We start from the raw sequence: 21,559 nt of genomic DNA on the forward strand, positions 1-21,559 counted from the left end.
TCGCGTTATGGCTTTCGAAGCGATGTTCCAGCCGATCCAGATCGGCAAGCTCACCATCCGCAACCGCGTGCTCAGCACGGCGCATGCCGAGGTCTATGCCACCGATGGCGGCATGACCACCGATCGTTACGTGAAGTATTACGAAGAGAAAGCCAAGGGCGGTATCGGTCTGGCTATCTGCGGCGGTTCGTCCAGTGTTGCGATCGACAGCCCGCAGAGCTGGTGGAAATCGGTCAACCTGGCCACCGAACGGATCATTCCGCACTTCCAGAATCTGGCCGACGCCATGCACAAGCACGGCGCCAAGATCATGATCCAGATTACCCACATGGGACGCCGCTCTCGCTGGGACGGCGATCACTGGCCGACCCTGCTGTCGCCGTCGGGCATTCGCGAGCCGGTGCACCGCGCCACCTGCAAGACCATCGAGCCCGAGGAAATCTGGCGCGTGATCGGCAACTACGCCAGCGCCGCAGCACGTGCCAAGGCCGGTGGCCTGGACGGCGTGGAGCTGTCGGCTGTGCACCAGCACATGATCGATCAGTTCTGGAGTCCGCGCGTGAACAAGCGTACGGACGAGTGGGGCGGCAGCTTCGAAAACCGCATGCGCTTCGGTCTGGAAGTGATCAAGGCGGTGCGCAAGGAAGTCGGTCCCGACTTCTGCGTGGGCCTGCGCATCTGCGGCGACGAGTTTCACCCTGATGGCCTGAGCCATGAGGACATGAAACAGATCGCCAAGTATTACGACGACACCGGCATGATCGATTTCATTGGTGTGGTGGGCTCGGGTTGTGACACCCACAACACCCTGGCCAACGTGATCCCCAACATGAGTTATCCACCGGAGCCGTTTCTGCACCTGGCGGCCGGTATCAAGGAAGTGGTCAAGGCGCCTGTACTGCATGCGCAGAACATCAAGGACCCGAACCAGGCCACGCGCATTCTGGAAGGCGGCTATGTCGACATGGTCGGCATGACCCGTGCGCACATTGCCGATCCGCACCTGATCGCCAAGATCAAGATGGGCCAGATTGATCAGATCAAACAGTGCGTGGGCGCCAACTACTGCATCGACCGCCAGTACCAGGGGCTGGACGTGCTGTGCATCCAGAACGCAGCCACGTCGCGTGAATACATGGGCGTGCCGCACATCATCGAAAAATCCACCGGGCCGAAACGCAAGGTGGTGATCGTCGGTGCCGGGCCTGCCGGAATGGAAGCAGCACGGGTATCTGCCGAACGTGGACACGACGTGACGCTGTTCGAGAAAAAGGAATTCATTGGCGGACAGATCACCACGGCGTCGAAAGCGCCGCAGCGTGACCAGATTGCCGGTATCACCCGCTGGTTCCAGCTGGAACTGGCGCGTCTGAAAGTCGATCTGCGCCTGGGCACCGCTGCCGACGCGGCGACCATCCTGGACCTGCGCCCCGACATCGTGGTGCTGGCGGTGGGCGGTCATCCGTTTCTGGAGCAGAACGAGCACTGGGGCGCGGCCGAAGGTCTGGTGGTCAGCAGTTGGGACGTGCTGGACGGCAAGGTTGCGCCGGGCAAGAACGTGTTGGTCTACGACACCATCTGCGAATTCACCGGCATGTCCGTAGCCGACTTCCTGGCCGACAAGGGCTGTCAGGTCGAGATCGTCACCGACGACATCAAACCGGGCGTAGCGATTGGCGGTACGTCGTTCCCGACCTACTACCGCAGCATGTACCCCAAGGAAGTGATCATGACCGGCGACATGATGCTGGAAAAGGTCTACCGCGAGGGGGAGAAGCTGGTCGCTGTGCTGGAGAACGAATACACCGGGGCCAAGGAAGAACGGGTGGTCGATCAGGTGGTGGTGGAGAACGGCGTGCGTCCGGACGAGGCGATTTACTACGCGCTCAAGGAAGGTTCGCGCAACAAGGGCCAGATCGACATCGATGCCCTGTTTGCCATTCAGCCGCAGCCTTCGCTGAGTGAGCCGGGCGACGGCTACCTGCTGTTCCGGATCGGCGACTGCGTGGCGCAGCGCAATACCCACGCAGCGATCTACGACGGCTTGCGCCTGTGCAAGGATTTCTGAAGGTCTTTTTTGAGGTGCCACGGTCTTGTGGGAGTTATCGCTATGTCCATGACACAGCGCTGTCGTGCAGCAAACACAAGACTGTGGGAGGCGGCTTGCCGGCGATGCAGTCGACACGGTGCATCAGGAGTACCTCGTAATCGTTCATCGCGGGCAAGCCCCCTCCCACAAGGAATAGCGTTCGTTCTGTCCTTTGCGACAGTCAGACGATTTGGCCTGCAAGACCGCCTGATTTTTGGGAGCTTCAGATGCTAGACACCCTTCTTCCCATCCTGCTGTTCACCGCGCTGGCCCTTGCGGCGCTGGGCGCTTTGCGGCGGGTCAAAATGTGGCGCAACGGCCGGGCCGCGAAGGTCGACTGGCTGGGCGGTCTGCTGGCCATGCCCAGGCGCTACATGGTCGATCTGCACCACGTGGTTGCCCGCGACAAATACATTGCCAACACCCACGTCGCCACGGCGGGCGGTGCTGTCGCGTCGATCATCCTGGCGATTCTGGTGCACGGTTTCGGCTTGCATAACCGCCTGCTCGGCTACGCGTTACTGCTGATGACCGCCGTAATGTTTGTCGGTGCCATCTTCGTTTACCGCCGACGTCTGAATCCGCCCGCGCGTCTGTCCAAAGGGCCGTGGATGCGGCTGCCAAAAAGTCTCATGGCGTTTGCCGCGAGCTTTTTCATCGTCACGCTGCCGGTCGCCGGCATCCTCCCCGAGCATTTTGGCGGCTGGGTGCTGGTCGCGATTCTGGGACTGGGCGTGCTGTGGGGCGTGAGCGAACTGTTCTTCGGCATGACCTGGGGCGGCCCGATGAAACACGCCTTTGCCGGTGCGCTGCACCTCGCCTGGCACCGCCGCGCCGAGCGCTTCGGCGGCGGTCGTTCCACGGGGCTCAAACCTCTGGACCTGAATGACCCGACCGCGCCACTCGGTGTGGAAAAACCCGAGGATTTCACCTGGAACCAGTTGCTGGGCTTCGACGCCTGCGTGCAATGCGGCAAGTGCCAAGCTGCCTGCCCGGCGTTTGCTGCAGGCCAGCCGCTCAACCCAAAGAAATTGATTCAGGACATGGTCGTGGGTCTGGCGGGCGGCACCGATGCCCATTTTGCGGGCAGTCCATATCCGTCGCTGGATGGTAAAGGCAAGCCGATTGGCGAGCATGGTGGCAACCCGCATCAACCGATCGTCAACGGTCTGGTGGATGCCGAAACACTCTGGTCGTGCACCACCTGCCGCGCCTGCGTCGAGGAATGCCCGATGATGATCGAGCACGTCGATGCCATCGTCGACATGCGCCGTCACCTGACCCTGGAAAAAGGCGCGACGCCGAACAAGGGCGCCGAAGTGCTGGAGAACCTGATCGCCACCGACAATCCGGGCGGTTTCGCACCGGGCGGTCGCATGAACTGGGCGGCGGATCTGAACCTGAATCTGCTCAGCGAGAAGAAGACCGTGGACGTTCTGTTCTGGGTCGGCGATGGCGCGTTCGACATGCGCAACCAGCGTACTTTGCGAGCCTTCGTCAAAGTTCTGAAAGCAGCCAGAGTCGACTTCGCCGTGCTGGGGCTGGAAGAGCGCGACAGTGGTGATGTGGCACGTCGTTTGGGTGATGAGGCGACTTTCCAGATGCTGGCCCGACGCAACATTCAGACGCTGGCCAGGTACAGCTTCAAGCGCATCGTGACCTGCGACCCGCACAGCTTTCACGTGCTCAAAAACGAATACGGCGCGTTTGGCGGCGACTATCAGGTACAGCATCACAGCACGTATATGGCCGAGCTGATTCAAAACGGATCCGTGCGGCTGGGGCAGCATAAAGGCACCAGCGTGACGTATCACGATCCCTGTTATCTGGGCCGCTACAATGGCGAATACGAAGCGCCTCGCGACGTGCTGCGGGCGCTGGGTATCGAGATCAGGGAAATGCAGCGTTCCGGCTTCCGCTCGCGCTGCTGTGGCGGCGGTGGCGGTGCGCCGATCACCGACATTCCTGGCAGGCAGCGTATCCCGGATATGCGCATGGACGACATTCGGGAGACAGGCGCCGAACTGGTGGCGGTCGGTTGTCCACAATGTACCGCGATGCTCGAAGGCGTGGTCGAGCCTCGACCGTTGATCAAGGACATCGCCGAACTGGTGGCCGATGCGCTGCTGGAAGACGACGTTATCCCCAGCAAGCCTGTTCCGGCAAAACGTGAACCTGCGGAGGTGCACTGATGAGCGACATTATCCGCCGCGACCCCCGCGCCGAGTGGATCGCACGTAATCGGCTGCATCCGCTACACGCAGCGATGCAACCTGCGCAAACCAGCTGGATGGGGCCCAACGGCCTGATGCGCAAGACTGTGCATGGGCTGGGCTTCATCGGCCCCAACGGCATCAAACGGATCGACCGCAGCGGTGCGCAGCAGGGTGGAGCAGTCAAGCGCTCGGCCGCCACTGAAGTGCAGTTGCCGTTGCATCAGGTTGTTGATCCAGCGTTCTACATTAGCGTGGTTCCCGACATGGTCGGCGGCCGCCTGAGCAGCCATGACCGCGACCTGCTGGGTCTGGCCAATCAGTTGGCGGGCACGGACGGTGCCGTGCTGGCCGTGGTGTTTGGCGAGCACAAGGAGACGGCATTCGAAACGGCTGGTGTGGACCGTCTGCTGGTTCTGGATGGCACGCAGTTCAGCGGTTATTCACCTGAGCAGCGCGTTCAGGGTCTTCGTGCTGTGGATAACCAGTTCAACCCTCGCCACTGGTTGCTGCCCGACAGCCGTACCGGTGGTGGCGAGCTCGGACGACGGTTTGCAGCCAGTATCGGCGAGCGCCCGGCGACACGCGTCTGGCAGGTCAAGGATGAGCTGTGCATTGGCAGGGCCGGGGCCGGGCGTGAAGACCTGATTCGGCCTGTCGCAAGGCTGATTCTGGCGGCGGCCGAATGTGCAGAACCCGTAAGCGAAACCCGCCATGAGGCATCACCCGTAGAGTTATCCACAACAGTGGCCCGCAGCTTGTCCCGTATCGAGGACCTGGGGGCGGTGACAGTCGATCCTGCAGTTATCCCCATGGCGGAGGCCGAATTCATTCTGTCCGGCGGTAATGGGGTGAAAGACTGGGCCTTGTTCCACCGCACTGCGATGGCCCTGGGCGCTACCGAAGGTGCTTCACGTGTGGCTGTAGACGATGGATTCATGGGCCGCGAGCGGCAGGTCGGCGCCAGCGGCACCTGGGTCACGGCGCGTGTCTACGTGGCAGTGGGAATCTCGGGGGCCATCCAGCATTTGCAGGGTATCGGCGCTTGCGACAAGGTCGTTGCCATCAACCTTGATGCAGGCTGCGACATGGTCAAGCGGGCCGATCTGTCCGTCATCGGCGAAAGCGCCGCCATTCTCGACGCGCTGATCGCTGCAGTCGAAGCCTGGCGCAACGGGGAGAAACGAGATGCGGCCTGATAAAAACAACGTGGCAGTGGATAAGTCAGGCGTGCAGATCATCAGTCTGGTGTCCATCGGCGCTCACCCGACTTCAGGCCGTGCGCGCCGCGCTGAGCAGGACGCACGAGCCGTTGAGTTGGGGATGCAGCTGGTTGGGGATAACTTGCACGTGCTCCACGCGGGCGATGCACAGGAGCCCGCGTTGCGTGCTTATCTAGGCATGGGGCTGAGCGAGCTGCATGTGCTGGAGCAGCCGCAAGGCGCCGATGCACTGGGTGTACTGACGGATTACATTCGCGACTCTTCAGCGCAGGTAGTGTTGACCGGCAGTCAGGCAGAAACCGGCGAAGGCTCAGGCATGTTGCCGTTCCTGCTGGCTGAAAAACTGGGCTGGCCCTTGGTGACCGGGCTTGCCGAGGTCGAGTCGCTGGATAACGGTGCGGCGCTTGTGCTGCAGGCGCTGCCTCGTGGCCAGCGTCGTCGTCTCAAGGTGCGCCTCCCGTTCCTCGCCACTGTGGATAACGCTGCGCCAAAACCGCGTCAAAGCGCTTACGGACCCGCGCAACGCGGTGTTCTCGGTGTGGAAGACGTCGAAGTGGTCAGCGACGAGTTACTCACAGGCCAGCCGCTGCAACCCGCCAAGCCACGTCCCAAACGCCTGAAAGTCATCAAGGCCAAAAGCGGCGCTGATCGCATGAAAGCCGCGACTGCAAAGGCCAGCGGTGGCGGTGGGCAGGTGTTGAAAGGCTTGAGTGCTGAAGAAGGCGCGGCCGCAATTCTTAAACTGTTGGTTGAGGAAGGCGTGGTGCGCTGAGCAATACGCCAACTTACACACAATCCCTGTGTGTTCGTCTGTGGATAACGTGTTCGCGCCTTGCTGAACCCCTTATAGAATGTGGCTTACATGGAGGTGATCAAATATTGATCAGGTTAAGTCGCGGTTTTTAAAGACTTTTCCATGTGGATAAATAAGTCGACGCTGCGCGCCTGATTCGATAATTGCCCACAATCTCTGTTGGCGTCTCTGTGGACAAGTTGTTCGTTATCCGCTGTAAGCCCCTTTCTACGTGGCTTTCGGGTTATCGTTCAAAAAATAGCCAATCGGTCTGTGCAGGTATCAAAACTGCATTTCATAGCGCAGACATCGCTCATTTTTCAGTTTTCCACAGCACGCATCGATAAAAGACTGAGTTGTACCCAAAGTCTGTTGGCTTTTCTGTGGATAACGTGTTTGCGATCTGTCTTGGCCCAATGAATTCAAGGCTTTAAGGATTGTGGTTAAAAAATATACAGTGGCTTGGTAATCTGACGGTCATGCATGACCTGCGTTTTTTCGGAAAGGTTTGTCCTTCGAGAAACGACCTGCTCCATGTTTCATCTACAGCGCTGTGGATAAGTCGTCTCTCTTTTAGTGCGTGCCTGAGAATCCGTTGCCTGCCTGATTTTCAGGGTTGCTGTCAGTTGGACTTGCGACGATAAGCCCTGAGTGCATAAGGCAACCACAAGGTATGCGCTTGGCCCGGATTCCAATCTTCAATCGAAACATGAGACTGGATACAGATGTACTTCAGTTCCTTATACGTCACCTTATCCTCTATGTCGTAGAAATGATCTTCCACCCATTCAGCAATCTCATCACCGCCATCGTCGGCTCTGGTTTTGGGCTTCACCATGTTGCTGGGTTGGGAAAACAGGTTGTCCACCGCTCGTGCAAAGACAACATACTGATATTGGGTATCCGGTTTCAGCCCGGTATCAGTGAAGCGGGTGGTGGGCGATTTGATCGAGGCAATCTGCTCGTCACCTCGAATCAGTGCGTATTCCATCAAAGGGCTCGAGCCGGGAGACGACGCGTTCCACATCAGCGAGATACTGGTCGACGTTATTTCTGTGGTGTGTAGATCAGTTGGAGCGGTTGGTCTTCCGTCGCCGCCTTCGGCCTTGGTACTGACACTGATGACGGCGGATTTATCTGAGGTGACGTTATCCGTGTCAGTCGCTGTGATCTGGTAATCGTAGGCTTTGCCCGGCTCAAGACCTGTGTCTGTGAACGGAGGATGTGTCGTTTCAGGCAGGTGAACGCCGTTACGATAAACGTCATATCGCAGGACCGGCCTGTTCCATACCACAAGATCCCAGTGCAGCGTGATGGAGCTGGTGGTTTGTGCCGTCGACCTGAAATGGGTGGGTGCTGGTGGTTTGTCCGGTCCTGGTTGTTCACCTTCAGTCAGATATTTATAACGCTCATGAAATTCCCAATCGTAAGGCTTGCCGTCTTTGTCGACGCCAGCATCCCAGTTGATCGACCATGTCATCAGGCCGCGAATCGGATTGCCGTCGATTTCCAATTCTTCCAGTGCATCTTTTACATCCTGAGGGTCAATCACGTAGCCGGTGGCTGCGCCGTCATTATTGCTTGGCAAGCCAATGGCGAGACGGTCGGCAGGAATGGATGAAAAACCCCGTGTACCGTTAATCAGGCTATCGGTCAGGTAATAAAGAAATTCCTGCTTCTGTTCATCGTTGTTTTGTGTGATCCACGCATTCAGTTCGTCGACCCATATGCCATCACCGCCCTGGTTGTAATACTGCGGTGCAATGAAGTCATAGTAATCCTCGAGCGCTGAAATATAGGCAAGGTAAGGCCCAGAATCCCTCAGATAAGGAAACTCTGGCGCCATACTGATAATGAAATGCTTGCCTTCGGTTTTGTAATGCTCGCGCACCAGTTTCAGTGCGGCAGGTAATACAGTGGCGTTATCGGCAAAGGTGATTGCGGTCTGTTCAAGATCGATGTCCATGCCGTCAAAGCCATAGACCTCGACCAGTCGGCAGATTTCAGCAGCCAGCGCTGCCTCCTGACCTGCGTGCAATTCAATGTGGGCATCAGCGCCACCCAGAGAGATCAGGACCGCTCTGCCTTGTGCATTCAGCTTGGCGACCTCGGCGCGAAACGCTGCATCGGTCCCTTTGTAAGGCTTGAAGGTCGGGATGCCGTTGCCCTTCATGAAGGCCACCGCCACCACGTTGTAGGCTTCTGGAATCTCGCTCAGCGACATTTCCTTGAACATGCCCTGCCGGTAACCCTGACCCGGTTCAGGTCCCCAGTTATGCCAGAAACCCATGAGGATATTTTTTTTCGAAATATCCGGCATGACGGAGGCAGCATCTTCTCTGCGTTTTTTAAAACGTGAGAGATAGCGTTTTATGTATTTTTTGAATAAATAGCGAGTGAACATATGTTTTCTCCGTGCGCTAAATAACGTACGCGTGATGTGCGCCGTACGTTTCCATTCCGTTGGAACGTCAACCAAGTTTAGTCGGAGAAAAAGCTGTTTAGCGGCGGGTCATGAAACAGAGAGGGGCTTTTGATCGATTCGAGACCAGTGGTCAATGTTTTATCGTTGCAACCGACACGAAGTTCAGGAGGCACCTGAACTTCGTGTCTATAAACTTTCCGAGCTTATTCGTGATTGACCGCCACGCCTTTCAAATAAGGCGCAGGCTCGGCGCCAAGATTCTCCAGCATGCGCGAGCTGTACCAGTCGACGAAGTTGACCACGCCGAACTCGTAGGTTTTCGAATAAGGACCTGGCTGATAGGCCGTCGAGTTGATACCGCGCTGGTTTTCTTCGGCCAGACGACGGTCCTGGTCGTTGGTGGCGTCCCACACCTGACGCATGCGTTCCACGTCGTAATCCACGCCTTCGACAGCGTCCTTGTGGACGATCCACTTGGTGGTGACCATGGTTTCCTGTGCGCTGATCGGCCACACGGTGAACACGATGATGTGATCGCCCATGCAGTGGTTCCAGGAGTGCGGCAAATGCAGGATGCGCATCGAGCCCAGGTCCGGGTTCTGGATGCGGCCCATCAGTTTCTTGCAGCCAACCTTGCCGTCCATGGTCATCGACACGGTGCCCTTGAGCAGTGGCATGCGCACGATGCGGTTACGTAGGCCAAAGCTGGCGTGGGCGTAAGGGATCTTTTCGGCATCCCAGGCAGCGGCGGAGGCGGCTACATGATCCTTGAAGGCCTGGTCAGCACGCGGGTCGGTCACGTCGTCCCATTCCAGCAGGGTCTTGAGCAGTTCCGGGTGCGAGGCGTTGCAGTGGTAGCACTCGCGGTTGTTTTCGAGCACCAGCTTCCAGTTGGCCTTCTCCATCAAGGTGGTTTGCACCGCCACCTTGGTGTTCTCCATGTCGTAGGGTTCCATGTAGTGACGCAGGGTCGACAGGAACTCGTCGATGGCCGGCGGGTTTTCCGCCAGGCTGATGAAAATGTAACCGCCCGCGGTTTTCACGTTCACCGGCTTGAGGCCGAACTGAGACATGTCGAAGTCGGCCCCCATCTCGCTGCCGGCATACAACAGGCGGCCATCCAGTTCGTAGGTCCACTGGTGATAGTGGCAGACCAGCTTGGCCACCTTGCCTTTCTCGGCGGTGCACAGACGCGAGCCCCGGTGACGGCAGACGTTATGGAACGCGTTGACCGCTCCATCCGGGCCGCGCACCACGAGAATCGGGTTCTTGCCGATCTGCAGCGTCAGGTAATTGCCCTTGGCCGGGATTTCACAGGTCATCCCCGCAATCAGCCATTCCTTCTGGAAAATCTCCTGCATATCGATTTCAAACAGCCGTTCATCACTGTAGAAAGGCTGCGGCAACGAATACGTGCGTTCACGATTCTGCAGCATCTCGGCAGTGGCCTTGCGTGCAGGTTCCAGCAGGTCGCCCAGGCTCAGGGTTGCGGTGACGTCCATCGTTAAAATCCCTCATGACCGCGTCTGAAGGCGGCCTGCGAATGTGGCTGATACGGTTGTTGTAGCGCTGCACGCAGGGCGACGGATCAGTCGTCCTTGCTTGATTGCCCTTGGTGGCGAGTGTGGAGGTGGGCGTTCGACGAACCTTATCCATGCGCGACATGGCCGAATCCGTTCCCGACGCGAAACACCTTGTCTTTGGGGGCTGGTCGCCGTAAGTACGTGAATGTCGTTGATGGATAAGTGACAGCGCCTTCTGTTAAGCAGAATCCGCACCATAAGAGGCCGACAGTCGGCCGTGGAGATTGCGTATGTCCCAAAGTTTCCTCAGCCCGGTCACAACCCAGACATGGGCCAACGGGCGCCACCTGGTTCGTGTCGTCAAAGTCATCCAGGAAACCTGGGATGTACGTACGTTCTGCTTCATGGCCGACCAGCCGATCCTGTTCTTTTTCAAGCCCGGGCAGTTCGTGACCCTGGAGCTGGAAATCGACGGCATGCCGATCATGCGCTCCTACACCATCTCCAGTTCGCCGTCGGTGCCCTACAGCTTCTCGATCACCGTCAAGCGCGTGCCGGGCGGGAAGGTGTCCAACTACCTGCACGACACGTTGCACGAAGGCCAGGAGCTGGCCGTGCACGGGCCTGTCGGTCTGTTCAACGCCATCGACTTTCCCAACCCCAGGATTCTGTACCTCAGCGGCGGTGTCGGCATCACGCCGGTAATGTCCATGGCGCGCTGGTTCTACGATACCAACGCCAATGTCGACATGGTGTTCGTGCACAGCGCCCGTTCGCCCAAGGACATCATCTATCACCGCGAGCTGGAGCACATGGCGTCGCGGATCGACAACTTCAGCCTGCACCTGGTCTGTGAAAAACACGGACTCGGCGAGCCATGGGCCGGCTATCGCGGTTACTTGAACCAGAAAATGCTCGAGCTGATGGCCCCGGACTTCATGGATCGCGAAGTGTTCTGCTGCGGACCTACGCCCTACATGTCTGCGGTCAAGCGTCTGTTGCAGGAAAACGGTTTCAACATGGCGCAATACCATGAGGAATCCTTTGGTGCTACGCCGCCGGAAGCCCGTGCCGATGCCGTCGAGCAGGCGGAAATCGCTGCTGATGCTCCGGACGTCGATATTGCCGATCTGCATCAGGTCGAGTTCACCGACACTGGCAAGAGCATTCGGGTTGGCCCGGGTGAAACCGTCCACGCCGCCGCCGCCAAGCTGGGTCTGATGATCCCCAAAGCCTGTGGCATGGGGATCTGCGGGACCTGCAAGGTGATGAAAATCAGCGGCGAAGTGGAGATGGAGCACAACGGCGGCATCACCGACGACGACGTTGCAGAAGGCTACATTCTTTCCTGCTGCAGCGTGCCAAAGGGGGACGTGCAAATCGAATATTGAGGTCTGCGGCCGGGATGCAGGTCAGCCCTGCATCACCAGCCGGATGTCGGCGGCCAGTTCACGAACGCGTGCTTCCTCGGTGTCCCACGAGCACATGAAGCGTGCACCGCCGTTGCCGATGAAGGTGTAGAAGCGCCAGCCTCTGGCCGTCAGTGCCGCGATGGCCGCTTCGGACAGTTGCAGAAACACGCCGTTGGCCTCTACCGGGAACATCAGCTCCACGCCGGGAATATCCTTGACCAGATCCGCCAGCAGCTGTGCGCAGCGGTTGGCGTGACGGGCGTGTTTGAGCCACGCGTCGTTTTCCAGCAGGCCGACCCACGGCGCTGACAGAAAGCGCATCTTCGACGCCAGTTGCCCGGCCTGCTTGCAGCGGTAATCGAAATCTTCGGCCAGGTCATGGTTGAAGAACAGAATTGCCTCTCCCACCGCCATGCCGTTTTTGGTGCCGCCGAAACACAGCACGTCGACGCCCGACTTCCAGGTCAGTTCAGCTGGCGAGCAGTCCAGAAAGGCGCAGGCGTTGGAGAAGCGCGCGCCGTCCATATGCAAATGCAGACCCAGCTCCTTGCAGGTCGCGCTGATGGCCTTGAGTTCTTCGGGTTGGTAGACGCCGCCGACTTCAGTGGCCTGAGTGAGGGTCACAACCCGAGGCTTGGGGTAGTGAATGTCCTGACGCTTGAGCGCCACTTCACGGATCGATTCAGGGGTCAGCTTGCCGCCTGCGCTGCGGGCGGTCAGCAGCTTGGAGCCGTTGGAGAAGAATTCCGGCGCGCCGCATTCATCGGTTTCAACGTGGGCCGTTTCCGAACAGATGACACTGTGGTAACTCTGGCACAACGATGACAGTGCCAGCGAGTTGGCGGCTGTTCCGTTGAACGCAAAAAACACTTCGCAGTCGGTTTCGAACAGACGGCGGAAATCATCCGACGCCCGCGCAGTCCATTGATCGTCACCGTAGGCCCGTTGATGACCCTTGTTCGCCTGTTCCATCGCTGCCCAGGCTTCGGGGCAGATGCCGGAGTAGTTGTCACTGGCGAACTGTTGGCTTTGGTCTGTCATGGCCGATTCCTTGTGGGCTTATCCTGCGCACTGTATCGAAAAACCGGTGTCGCGGTCATGTATTGCCTGCTCGACTCTTTACCTGTCAGGAGTGATATGGATCTTTCCAGCCCGCCTTTTCTGCCGGGACGCAACAAGGCGCTGGACCTGCTCAAGTGGCTGGCGATGCTGAGCATGGTGCTCGATCATCTGCGCTATGTGGGCTGGTCGATCAACGAGCTGTACGTGCCGGGGCGTTTTGCCTTTCCGTTTTTCTGTCTGGCCATTGCCGTCAATCTTTCACGACGCAGCGCAGCGGTGATAGCGCCGCGTGTGCAATGGCGATATCTGATGTGGTTGCTGGCCTTCGCCACGCTGTCGGAGATTCCCTATCGGCTGTTCATGGCTGATGCCACGGTGCTTAACGTCATGCCGACCCTGCTGCTAGGTCTGCTGATTGCGCAGGGCTGGCAGCAGCAGACGCCCGTGACGCGGGTGATGGCGCTTGTCGCGTTGCTGCTGGGGGTGATGTTTCAGAAATACCTGATGTTTGGAATGGCCGGCGTGCTGTTGCCGCTGGTGTTTGTTCTGGTGCTGAACAGATCGCTTGGATATGCGGTTTTTCCGGCGGTGTTCTGCGTGGCGGGCAATGCCTGGCCCGAGATGTTTGCCGGTGCGTCGTGGGGTGATCCGATTTCCATCGGGTCGCTGATTGCCTGTTTGATTGCGCCGGTATCGGGCCTTGCGCTGCTGCGCATCAAGCCGCGATTCAGGGTCATGCCGATGCGGCGCTGGGCGTATGGGATCTACCCGCTGCATTTTCTGGCGTTGCTGGGGTTGCGTGAAGTGTTGCGGGTGGTCTGAGCCTGCATGCTGATCCGAACCTGGGCGCAGAAATACGACGATGATCGTTCCCACTCATCGCTATAGACAAAACGCCAGCACTGCATTTATCTTCCGCAGCAGGCCGCCTCATGTGGCCAACGTCGCTCGGACGGTTCCGGGCGCTTACGTCTGCGAGATTTTCATGGCTGACCAAGGTTCGCCGCGCCGCTTTGCGCGCATCGATCGACTCCCCCCTTACGTGTTCAACATCACCGCCGAGCTGAAAATGGCTGCCCGTCGTCGTGGTGAAGACATTATCGACCTGAGCATGGGCAACCCCGACGGGGCTACGCCGCCGCACATCGTCGAAAAACTGGTGACCGTCGCCCAACGTGAAGACACTCACGGCTACTCGACTTCGCGTGGCATTCCGCGTCTGCGTCGGGCGATTTCCAACTGGTACAAGAAGCGCTACGAGGTCGATATCGATCCCGAGAGCGAAGCCATTGTCACCATCGGCTCCAAAGAGGGCCTGGCGCATCTGATGCTTGCCACGCTCGATCAGGGCGACACCGTGCTGGTGCCCAACCCGAGCTACCCGATCCACATCTACGGTGCGGTGATTGCCGGTGCTCAGGTGCGTTCGGTGCCGTTGGTGCCGGGTGTGGATTTCTTCGCCGAGCTGGAGAAGGCCATTCGTGGCTCGATTCCCAAGCCGAAGATGATGATCCTGGGTTTTCCGTCCAACCCTACCGCGCAGTGCGTAGAACTGGACTTCTTCGAGCGCGTGGTTGCGCTGGCCAAGCAGTATGACGTGCTGGTGGTTCATGACCTGGCCTACGCCGACATCGTCTATGACGGCTGGAAAGCGCCATCGATCATGCAGGTTCCCGGTGCCAAGGACATTGCGGTGGAGTTCTTCACCCTGTCCAAGAGCTACAACATGGCGGGCTGGCGGATCGGTTTCATGGTCGGCAATCCCGAACTGGTCAACGCCCTGGCGCGGATCAAGAGCTACCACGACTACGGCACCTTCACGCCGCTGCAGGTTGCAGCCATCGCGGCACTGGAAGGCGATCAGCAGTGCGTGCTCGACATCGCCGAGCAGTACCGCCAGCGTCGCAATGTGCTGGTCAAAGGCCTGCATGAACTGGGCTGGATGGTCGAGAACCCCAAGGCATCGATGTATGTGTGGGCGAAGATTCCCGAAGCTTACGCGCACCTGGGTTCGCTGGAGTTTGCCAAGAAGCTGCTACTCGAAGCCAAGGTGTGTGTCTCGCCCGGCGTCGGGTTTGGTGAGTACGGCGACGATCACGTGCGTTTCGCGCTGATCGAGAACCAGGACCGCATTCGCCAGGCCGTGCGCGGTATTCGTACGATGTTCCGGGCGGACGGGTTTGTGTCGGGCAAGGCGGTCTGATTGCGACACGGCTGAACAGGAATCCCTCGAGTGAACTCGGGGGATTTTTTTTACCCTGGCGAATTGATCGTGCCCACGCGACATTCCGTGCGTACGTCTGGACGTAGAGCGTCCAGTGAGGCATACCCACGCGGAGCACTCGTCGCTATACACAAATCCGCAAGACGCGCAAAACGGGGGGCAAAACGAAAGTGACTGACTGAATGGACACCCCGTGGGAGGCGGCTTGCCGGCGATGGCGTCAGTTCAGTCACTGATAGATCGCTTCAGAAAAAGCATCNNNNCGCCTCCCACAGTCCGNAGGTCGCAGCAAGACTCGGGTATAACGCTGAGCGCAGGCATGGGCATGATCGGCGTGCTTGAGATCACGCTGATCGTTCCTACGCTCCGCGTGGGAATGCCTCCCNTCGCGTCCGCTCTTGAATGTGGCGCAGATGCGTGGACAAGCTCCAACATTATCCACGTCATGCGCTCGGCTCACTGAATCCTCAGTCTGTGCCATTTGTGACGCTCCGCGTCACACCGGGGAGCGGACGTGGAGCATCCTGTGAGGCATTTTCACGCCGAGCATGATAACGATCAGGTACATCCAGCACCAATGTCGTAAACGCACCTTTGTGTGGCGTCCGTAGGCATCTGGTCGCTTGGCGTCGGCCATACCATCGCTGGCAAGGGGCAATCCACATGCCCGACCGATAAGACAGGCGCCGCGCCGCCGCTGGGAGAACCGCGATGTTCAGCAAGCAAGACCAGATCCAGGGTTATGACGACGCACTGTTGGCGGCGATGAATGCCGAGGAGCAGCGTCAGGAAGACCATATCGAGCTGATCGCCTCTGAGAACTACACCAGCAAGCGCGTGATGCAGGCCCAGGGCAGCGGTCTGACCAACAAGTACGCTGAAGGTTATCCCGGCAAGCGTTATTACGGCGGTTGCGAGCACGTCGACAAGGTCGAGCAACTGGCCATCGAGCGCGCCAAACAGCTGTTCGGTGCCGGTTACGCCAACGTCCAGCCGCACTCCGGCAGTCAGGCCAACGCCGCTGTCTATCTGGCGTTACTGCAGGCGGGCGACACCGTGCTGGGCATGAGCCTGGCCCATGGCGGTCACCTGACCCACGGTGCCAAAGTCAGCTTTTCCGGCAAGCTGTACAACGCCGTGCAGTACGGCATCGACACCCACACCGGCCTGATCGACTACGACGAAGTCGAGCGTATCGCGCTGGAAAGCAAACCGAAGATGATCATTGCCGGTTTCTCTGCCTACTCCAAGACGCTGGATTTCCCGCGTTTCCGTGAAATCGCCGACAAGGTCGGCGCCTACCTGTTCGTTGACATGGCCCACGTTGCCGGTCTGGTTGCCGCAGGTCTGTACCCGAACCCGCTGCCGTATGCCGACGTGGTCACCACCACGACCCACAAGACCCTGCGCGGTCCGCGGGGCGGGCTGATTCTGGCCAGGGCCAACGAAGAGCTGGAAAAGAAATTCAACTCCGCCGTGTTCCCAGGCGGTCAGGGCGGCCCGCTGATGCATGTTATTGCCGCCAAGGCCGTGTGCTTCAAGGAAGCCATGGAGCCAGGTTTCAAGGCCTACCAACAGCAAGTGATCGACAATGCCCAGGCCATGGCGCAGGTGTTCATCGATCGCGGCTTCGATGTCGTTTCCGGCGGCACCGATAACCACCTGTTTCTGGTCAGTCTGATCCGTCAGGGCCTGACCGGTAAGGACGCCGACGCCGCGCTGGGTCGTGCGCACATCACCGTCAATAAGAACTCGGTACCGAACGATCCGCAGTCGCCGTTCGTGACGTCTGGCCTGCGAATCGGCACACCGGCTGTCACCACGCGCGGTTTCAAGGTGACCCAGTGCGTCGAACTGGCGGGCTGGATCTGCGACATCCTCGACAACCTCGGCGATGCCGATGTCGAGGCCAATGTGGCAGGTCAGGTCGCCGCACTGTGTGCCGATTTTCCGGTTTATCGCTGAGTCAGGAGTAGCCCTACATGCAGCATTACTCAGGCTTCGGCCTTCTCAAGCACTCCCTCAGCCACCACGAGAACTGGCAGCGCATGTGGCGCACGCCAACCCCGAAAAAGGTCTACGACGTGGTCATCGTCGGTGGCGGCGGGCATGGTCTGGCTACGGCCTACTATCTGGCCAAAGAGCACGGCATCACCAACGTTGCCGTGGTCGAAAAAGGCTGGCTGGGCGGTGGCAACACGGCTCGTAACACCACCATCGTGCGCTCCAACTACCTGTGGGACGAATCGGCTCATCTGTATGAGCACGCAATGAAATTGTGGGAAGGACTGTCACAGGATCTGAACTACAACGTCATGTTCTCCCAGCGTGGCGTCTATAACCTGTGCCACACCCTGCAGGACATGCGTGATTCCGAGCGTCGTGTCAGCGCCAACCGCCTGAATGGCGTGGACGGTGAACTGCTCAACGGCAAGCAGGTTGCGGAAGAAATCCCCTACCTGGACTGCTCGAAAAACACCCGCTATCCGATCATCGGCGCAACCGTTCAGCGCCGTGGTGGCGTGGCCCGTCACGATGCCGTGGCCTGGGGCTTTGCCCGTGCAGCCGATGCGCTGGGCGTCGACCTGATTCAGCAGACCGAAGTGATCGGTTTCCGCAAGGAAAACGGTGTGTGCATCGGCGTTGAAACCAACAAGGGTTTCATCGGTGCCAAGCGCGTCGGCGTCGTGACTGCAGGCAACTCTGGTCATATGGCCAAACTGGCGGGCTTCCGTCTGCCGATCGAATCCCACCCGCTGCAAGCGCTGGTGTCCGAGCCGATCAAGCCCATTATCGACAGCGTGATCATGTCCAATGCCGTTCACGGCTACATCAGCCAGTCCGACAAGGGCGATCTGGTGATCGGTGCCGGTATCGACAGCTGGGTCGGCTACGGCCAGCGCGGTTCGTACCCGGTGATCGAACACACCATCCAGGCCATCGTCGAGATGTTCCCGGTATTGTCCCGTGTGCGCATGAACCGTCAGTGGGGCGGCATCGTCGACACCACGCCGGACGCCTGCCCGATCATCTCCAAGACGCCGGTCCCGAACATGTTCTTCAACTGCGGTTGGGGCACGGGCGGCTTCAAGGCCACTCCCGGCTCGGGCAACGTGTTTGCCGCAAGCCTGGCCAAAGGCGAAATGCATCCGCTGGCCAAGCCTTTTTCCATCGATCGTTTCCACAACGGTGCCTTGATCGACGAACACGGCGCAGCCGCGGTCGCCCACTAACAGGAGAAACACTCATGCTGCATATCTTCTGTCCTCACTGTGGCGAACTGCGCTCCGAAGAGGAATTCCACGCATCGGGCCAGGCGCACATTCCGCGTCCGCTCGATCCGGGTGCCTGCACCGACGAGCAGTGGGGCGATTACATGTTCTTTCGCGATAACCCGCGAGGCCTGCACCACGAGCTGTGGATTCACGCTGCCGGTTGCCGCCAGTACTTCAATGCCACGCGCAACACCGTGACCTATGAAATTCTCGAAACCTATCCGATTGGCGCCAGGCCGCAGTTCACGGACAAGGGAGACAAGGTATGAGCCAGAGCAATCGACTGCCCAACGGCGGCCGTATCAACCGTAGCAAGGTGCTGAATTTCACCTTCAACGGTCAGACCTACCAAGGCTTTGAAGGCGACTCCCTGGCGTCCGCTTTGCTGGCCAACGGCGTTGATATCATTGGCCGAAGCTTCAAGTACTCGCGTCCACGCGGCATCTTCGCGGCGGGTTCCGAAGAGCCGAACGCCGTGTTGCAGATCGGCGCGACCGAAGCCACCCAGATCCCCAACGTGCGTGCTACGCAGCAAGCCCTGTATTCGGGACTGGTTGCGACCAGCACCAACGGCTGGCCGAGCGTGAACAACGATGTGATGGGCATTCTCGGCAAGGTCGGCGGCAAGCTGATGCCGCCGGGCTTCTACTACAAGACATTCATGTACCCGCAGTCCTTCTGGATGACGTACGAAAAGTACATCCGCAAGGCGGCAGGTCTGGGGCGCTCGCCGACCGAGAACGATCCGGACAGCTACGATGCGATGAACCAGCACTGCGACGTGCTGATTGTCGGCGCAGGCCCTGCAGGTCTGGCGGCGGCACTGGCAGCGGCGCGCAGTGGTGCCCGCGTGATTCTGGCCGATGAGCAGGAAGAGTTTGGCGGCAGCCTGCTCGACAGCCGCGAAAGCCTGGATGGCAAGCCGGCCATTGAATGGGTGGCCACTGTGATTGCCGAGCTGAAAAGCCTGCGCAACGTGACCCTGCTGCCTCGCGCCACGGTCAACGGCTATCACGATCACAACTTCCTGACCATTCATGAGCGCCTGACCGATCACCTCGGCGACCGTGCGCCCATCGGCATGGTGCGTCAGCGCATGCACCGCGTGCGTGCCAAACGTGTGGTGCTGGCGACCGGTACTCACGAACGTCCATTGGTCTACGGCAACAACGATGTGCCGGGCAACATGCTGGCCGGCGCCGTCTCCACCTACGTTCGCCGTTACGGCGTGGCGCCGGGCAAGAAGCTTGTACTGTCCACCAACAACGATCATGCCTATCGCGTAGCACTGGACTGGCTCGACGCCAGCCTGCCAGTCGTGGCAATTGCCGATGCGCGTCACAACCCGCGCGGCCCGCTGGTGGAAGAGGCGCGTGCCAAAGGCATTCGCATCCTCACCGGCAGTGCCGTGATCGAAGCCCGTGGCACCAAACGCGTGACGGCTGCACGTGTCGCCGCCATCGACATCAAATCACACAGCGTAACCAGCCCCGGCGAATGGCTGGAATGCGATCTGGTCGCCAGCTCCGGTGGTTACAGCCCGATCGTTCACTTGGCATCACACCTGGGCGGCAAGCCGGTCTGGCGTGAAGATATTCTTGGTTTCGTACCGGGCGAGGCACCGCAGAAGCGCGTCTGCGTAGGTGGCGTAAACGGGGTTTACAGCCTGGCGGACAGCCTGGCCGACGGTTTCGAAGGGGGCGTGCGCGCTGCCAGCGAAGCAGGTTTCAAACTGGTTGAAGGCGTTATGCCCAAGGCCCTGAGCCGTGCTGAAGAGCCAACCCTGGCGCTGTTTCAGGTACCGCACGAAAAGGGCACTGCCCGTGCGCCGAAGCAATTCGTCGACCTGCAGAATGACGTCACCGCTGCGGCCATCGAGCTGGCGACCCGTGAGGGCTTCGAGTCGGTCGAGCACGTCAAGCGTTACACCGCACTGGGCTTCGGCACCGATCAGGGCAAGCTCGGCAACGTGAACGGTCTGGCCATTGCGGCGCGCTCGTTGAACGTGTCGATCCCGGAAATGGGCACCACCATGTTCCGCCCCAACTACACGCCGGTGACCTTCGGCGCGATTGCCGGTCGGCATTGCGGCCACGTTTTCGAGCCGGTGCGTTTCACAGCGTTGCATGCGTGGCATGTGCGCAACGGTGCCGAATTCGAAGACGTCGGTCAGTGGAAACGTCCGTGGTACTTCCCGAAAAACGGTGAAGACATGCACGCCGCGGTCGCCCGCGAGTGCAAGGCCGTGCGCGCCAGCGTGGGTCTGCTGGACGCCTCGACACTGGGCAAGATCGACATTCAGGGGCCGGATGCCCGTGAGTTCCTGAACCGCATCTACACCAACGCCTGGACCAAACTGGACGTGGGCAAGGCGCGCTACGGCCTGATGTGCAAGGAAGATGGCATGGTCTTCGATGACGGCGTAACGGCCTGCATCGCCGACAACCACTTCCTGATGACCACCACCACCGGCGGCGCTGCACGCGTTCTGCAATGGCTGGAAATCTATCAGCAGACCGAATGGCCGGACCTGAAGGTGTACTTCACCTCTGTGACCGACCACTGGGCGACCCTGACGCTGTCCGGCCCCAACAGCCGCAAGCTGCTCAGCGAAGTCACCGACATCGATCTGGGCCGCGAAGCCTTCCCGTTCATGACCTGGAAAGAAGGTCTGGTCGCAGGCGTGTCGGCTCGGGTGTTCCGTATCTCCTTCACCGGCGAACTTTCGTACGAGGTCAACATTCAGGCCGACTACGCGATGGGCGTGCTGGAGAAGATCATCGAAGCGGGCAAGCAATACAACCTGACGCCTTACGGCACCGAGACCATGCACGTACTGCGGGCCGAGAAAGGCTTCATCATCGTCGGTCAGGACACGGACGGCTCGATGACCCCGGACGACCTGAACATGGGCTGGTGTGTCGGGCGTACCAAACCGTTCTCGTGGATCGGCTGGCGCGGCATGAACCGAGAAGATTGCGTGCGTGAGCAGCGCAAGCAACTGGTCGGCCTCAAGCCGGTCGACCCGAACCAATGGCTGCCGGAAGGCGCGCAACTGGTGTTCGACACAAAGCAGGCGATTCCGATGAGCATGGTCGGCCACGTAACCTCCAGTTATGCGCACAACTCGCTGGGTTATTCGTTTGCAATGGGCGTGGTCAAGGGCGGTCTGAGCCGCATGGGCGAGCGGGTGTTCGCACCGTTGGCTGACGGCAGCGTGATCGAGGCCGAGATCGTTTCGTCGGTGTTCTTTGATCCGAAGGGCGAGCAGCAGAGCGTGGAGTAAACGCGTGACCTGATCGTTCCCACGCCGAGCGTGG

14 protein-coding genes are annotated in these 21,559 nt (G+C 59.5%); 11 read left to right on the forward strand and 3 right to left on the reverse strand.

Annotation, left to right across the window (positions count from 1 at the left end; all coding sequences use genetic code 11):
* Nucleotides 1–7 precede the first annotated feature (7 nt).
* From dgcA to etfB, 4 genes are all read left to right on the forward strand, one after another.
* Nucleotides 8–2,068 carry a dimethylglycine demethylation protein DgcA gene (gene dgcA / locus AO065_RS25440; RefSeq protein WP_004880218.1) on the forward strand — a complete coding sequence of 687 codons (2,061 nt, stop codon included), beginning with the start codon at nucleotides 8–10 and terminating at the stop codon, nucleotides 2,066–2,068.
* 248 nt (nucleotides 2,069–2,316) lie between these two features.
* The gene (gene dgcB, locus AO065_RS25445; protein ID WP_004880217.1) at nucleotides 2,317–4,281 is read left to right on the forward strand and encodes a dimethylglycine demethylation protein DgcB; all 1,965 of its coding nucleotides are present in this window, start codon (nucleotides 2,317–2,319) and stop codon (nucleotides 4,279–4,281) included.
* Complete coding sequence (gene etfA, locus AO065_RS25450) at nucleotides 4,281–5,501, forward strand: electron transfer flavoprotein subunit alpha (RefSeq protein ID WP_004880216.1); 1,221 nt, start codon at nucleotides 4,281–4,283, stop codon at nucleotides 5,499–5,501. Before dgcB ends, etfA begins: the two co-directional genes overlap by 1 nt.
* On the forward strand, nucleotides 5,491–6,297 hold the full coding sequence (etfB, locus tag AO065_RS25455) for an electron transfer flavoprotein subunit beta (protein WP_004880213.1): 807 nt from the start codon (nucleotides 5,491–5,493) through the stop codon (nucleotides 6,295–6,297). The genes etfA and etfB overlap by 11 nt, the downstream gene beginning before the upstream one ends.
* 643 nt (nucleotides 6,298–6,940) lie before the next feature.
* Here the strand turns inward: etfB and AO065_RS25460 are convergent.
* Together AO065_RS25460 and gbcA are read right to left on the reverse strand one after the other, a co-directional pair.
* Nucleotides 6,941–8,722 (reverse strand): fibronectin type III domain-containing protein, encoded by a 1,782-nt coding sequence (locus tag AO065_RS25460; protein WP_004880211.1) that lies wholly within the window; start codon nucleotides 8,720–8,722, stop codon nucleotides 6,941–6,943.
* A 224-nt stretch (nucleotides 8,723–8,946) separates the two neighbouring features.
* Nucleotides 8,947–10,245, reverse strand: coding sequence for a glycine-betaine demethylase subunit GbcA (gbcA, locus tag AO065_RS25465; RefSeq protein ID WP_004880210.1), 1,299 nt, complete (start codon nucleotides 10,243–10,245; stop codon nucleotides 8,947–8,949).
* Between the two features lie 311 nt (nucleotides 10,246–10,556).
* Between gbcA and gbcB the strand changes: the two genes are divergently transcribed.
* Complete coding sequence (gbcB, locus tag AO065_RS25470) at nucleotides 10,557–11,657, forward strand: glycine-betaine demethylase subunit GbcB (protein ID WP_004880209.1); 1,101 nt, start codon at nucleotides 10,557–10,559, stop codon at nucleotides 11,655–11,657.
* Between the two features lie 21 nt (nucleotides 11,658–11,678).
* Here gbcB and AO065_RS25475 read toward each other — a convergent pair whose 3' ends face one another.
* The gene (locus tag AO065_RS25475; RefSeq protein ID WP_004880206.1) at nucleotides 11,679–12,719 is read right to left on the reverse strand and encodes a threonine aldolase family protein; all 1,041 of its coding nucleotides are present in this window, start codon (nucleotides 12,717–12,719) and stop codon (nucleotides 11,679–11,681) included.
* A 96-nt stretch (nucleotides 12,720–12,815) separates the two neighbouring features.
* Here AO065_RS25475 and AO065_RS25480 point away from each other — a divergent pair, with 96 nt between their 5' ends.
* From AO065_RS25480 to AO065_RS25510, 6 genes are all read left to right on the forward strand, one after another.
* Nucleotides 12,816–13,562, forward strand: a complete 747-nt coding sequence (locus AO065_RS25480) for a TraX family protein (RefSeq protein WP_004880204.1) — start codon at nucleotides 12,816–12,818, stop codon at nucleotides 13,560–13,562.
* 163 nt (nucleotides 13,563–13,725) lie between these two features.
* Entirely contained in the window at nucleotides 13,726–14,943 is a 1,218-nt protein-coding gene (alaC, locus tag AO065_RS25485; protein WP_004880202.1) for an alanine transaminase, read from the forward strand.
* A gap of 732 nt (nucleotides 14,944–15,675) precedes the next feature.
* Nucleotides 15,676–16,929 (forward strand): serine hydroxymethyltransferase, encoded by a 1,254-nt coding sequence (glyA, locus tag AO065_RS25495; RefSeq protein ID WP_004880194.1) that lies wholly within the window; start codon nucleotides 15,676–15,678, stop codon nucleotides 16,927–16,929.
* 17 nt (nucleotides 16,930–16,946) lie between these two features.
* Nucleotides 16,947–18,197, forward strand: coding sequence for a sarcosine oxidase subunit beta family protein (locus AO065_RS25500; protein WP_002555602.1), 1,251 nt, complete (start codon nucleotides 16,947–16,949; stop codon nucleotides 18,195–18,197).
* Between the two features lie 14 nt (nucleotides 18,198–18,211).
* Nucleotides 18,212–18,508 (forward strand): sarcosine oxidase subunit delta, encoded by a 297-nt coding sequence (locus tag AO065_RS25505; RefSeq protein ID WP_004880192.1) that lies wholly within the window; start codon nucleotides 18,212–18,214, stop codon nucleotides 18,506–18,508.
* A complete protein-coding gene (locus AO065_RS25510; protein ID WP_004880190.1) occupies nucleotides 18,505–21,525 on the forward strand; it encodes a sarcosine oxidase subunit alpha in 3,021 nt (1,006 codons plus the stop codon). The genes AO065_RS25505 and AO065_RS25510 overlap by 4 nt, the downstream gene beginning before the upstream one ends.
* The last annotated feature ends 34 nt before the right edge of the window (nucleotides 21,526–21,559 follow it).

The organism is Pseudomonas viridiflava (genome assembly GCF_001642795.1).
GTDB lineage: Bacteria > Pseudomonadota > Gammaproteobacteria > Pseudomonadales > Pseudomonadaceae > Aquipseudomonas > Aquipseudomonas viridiflava.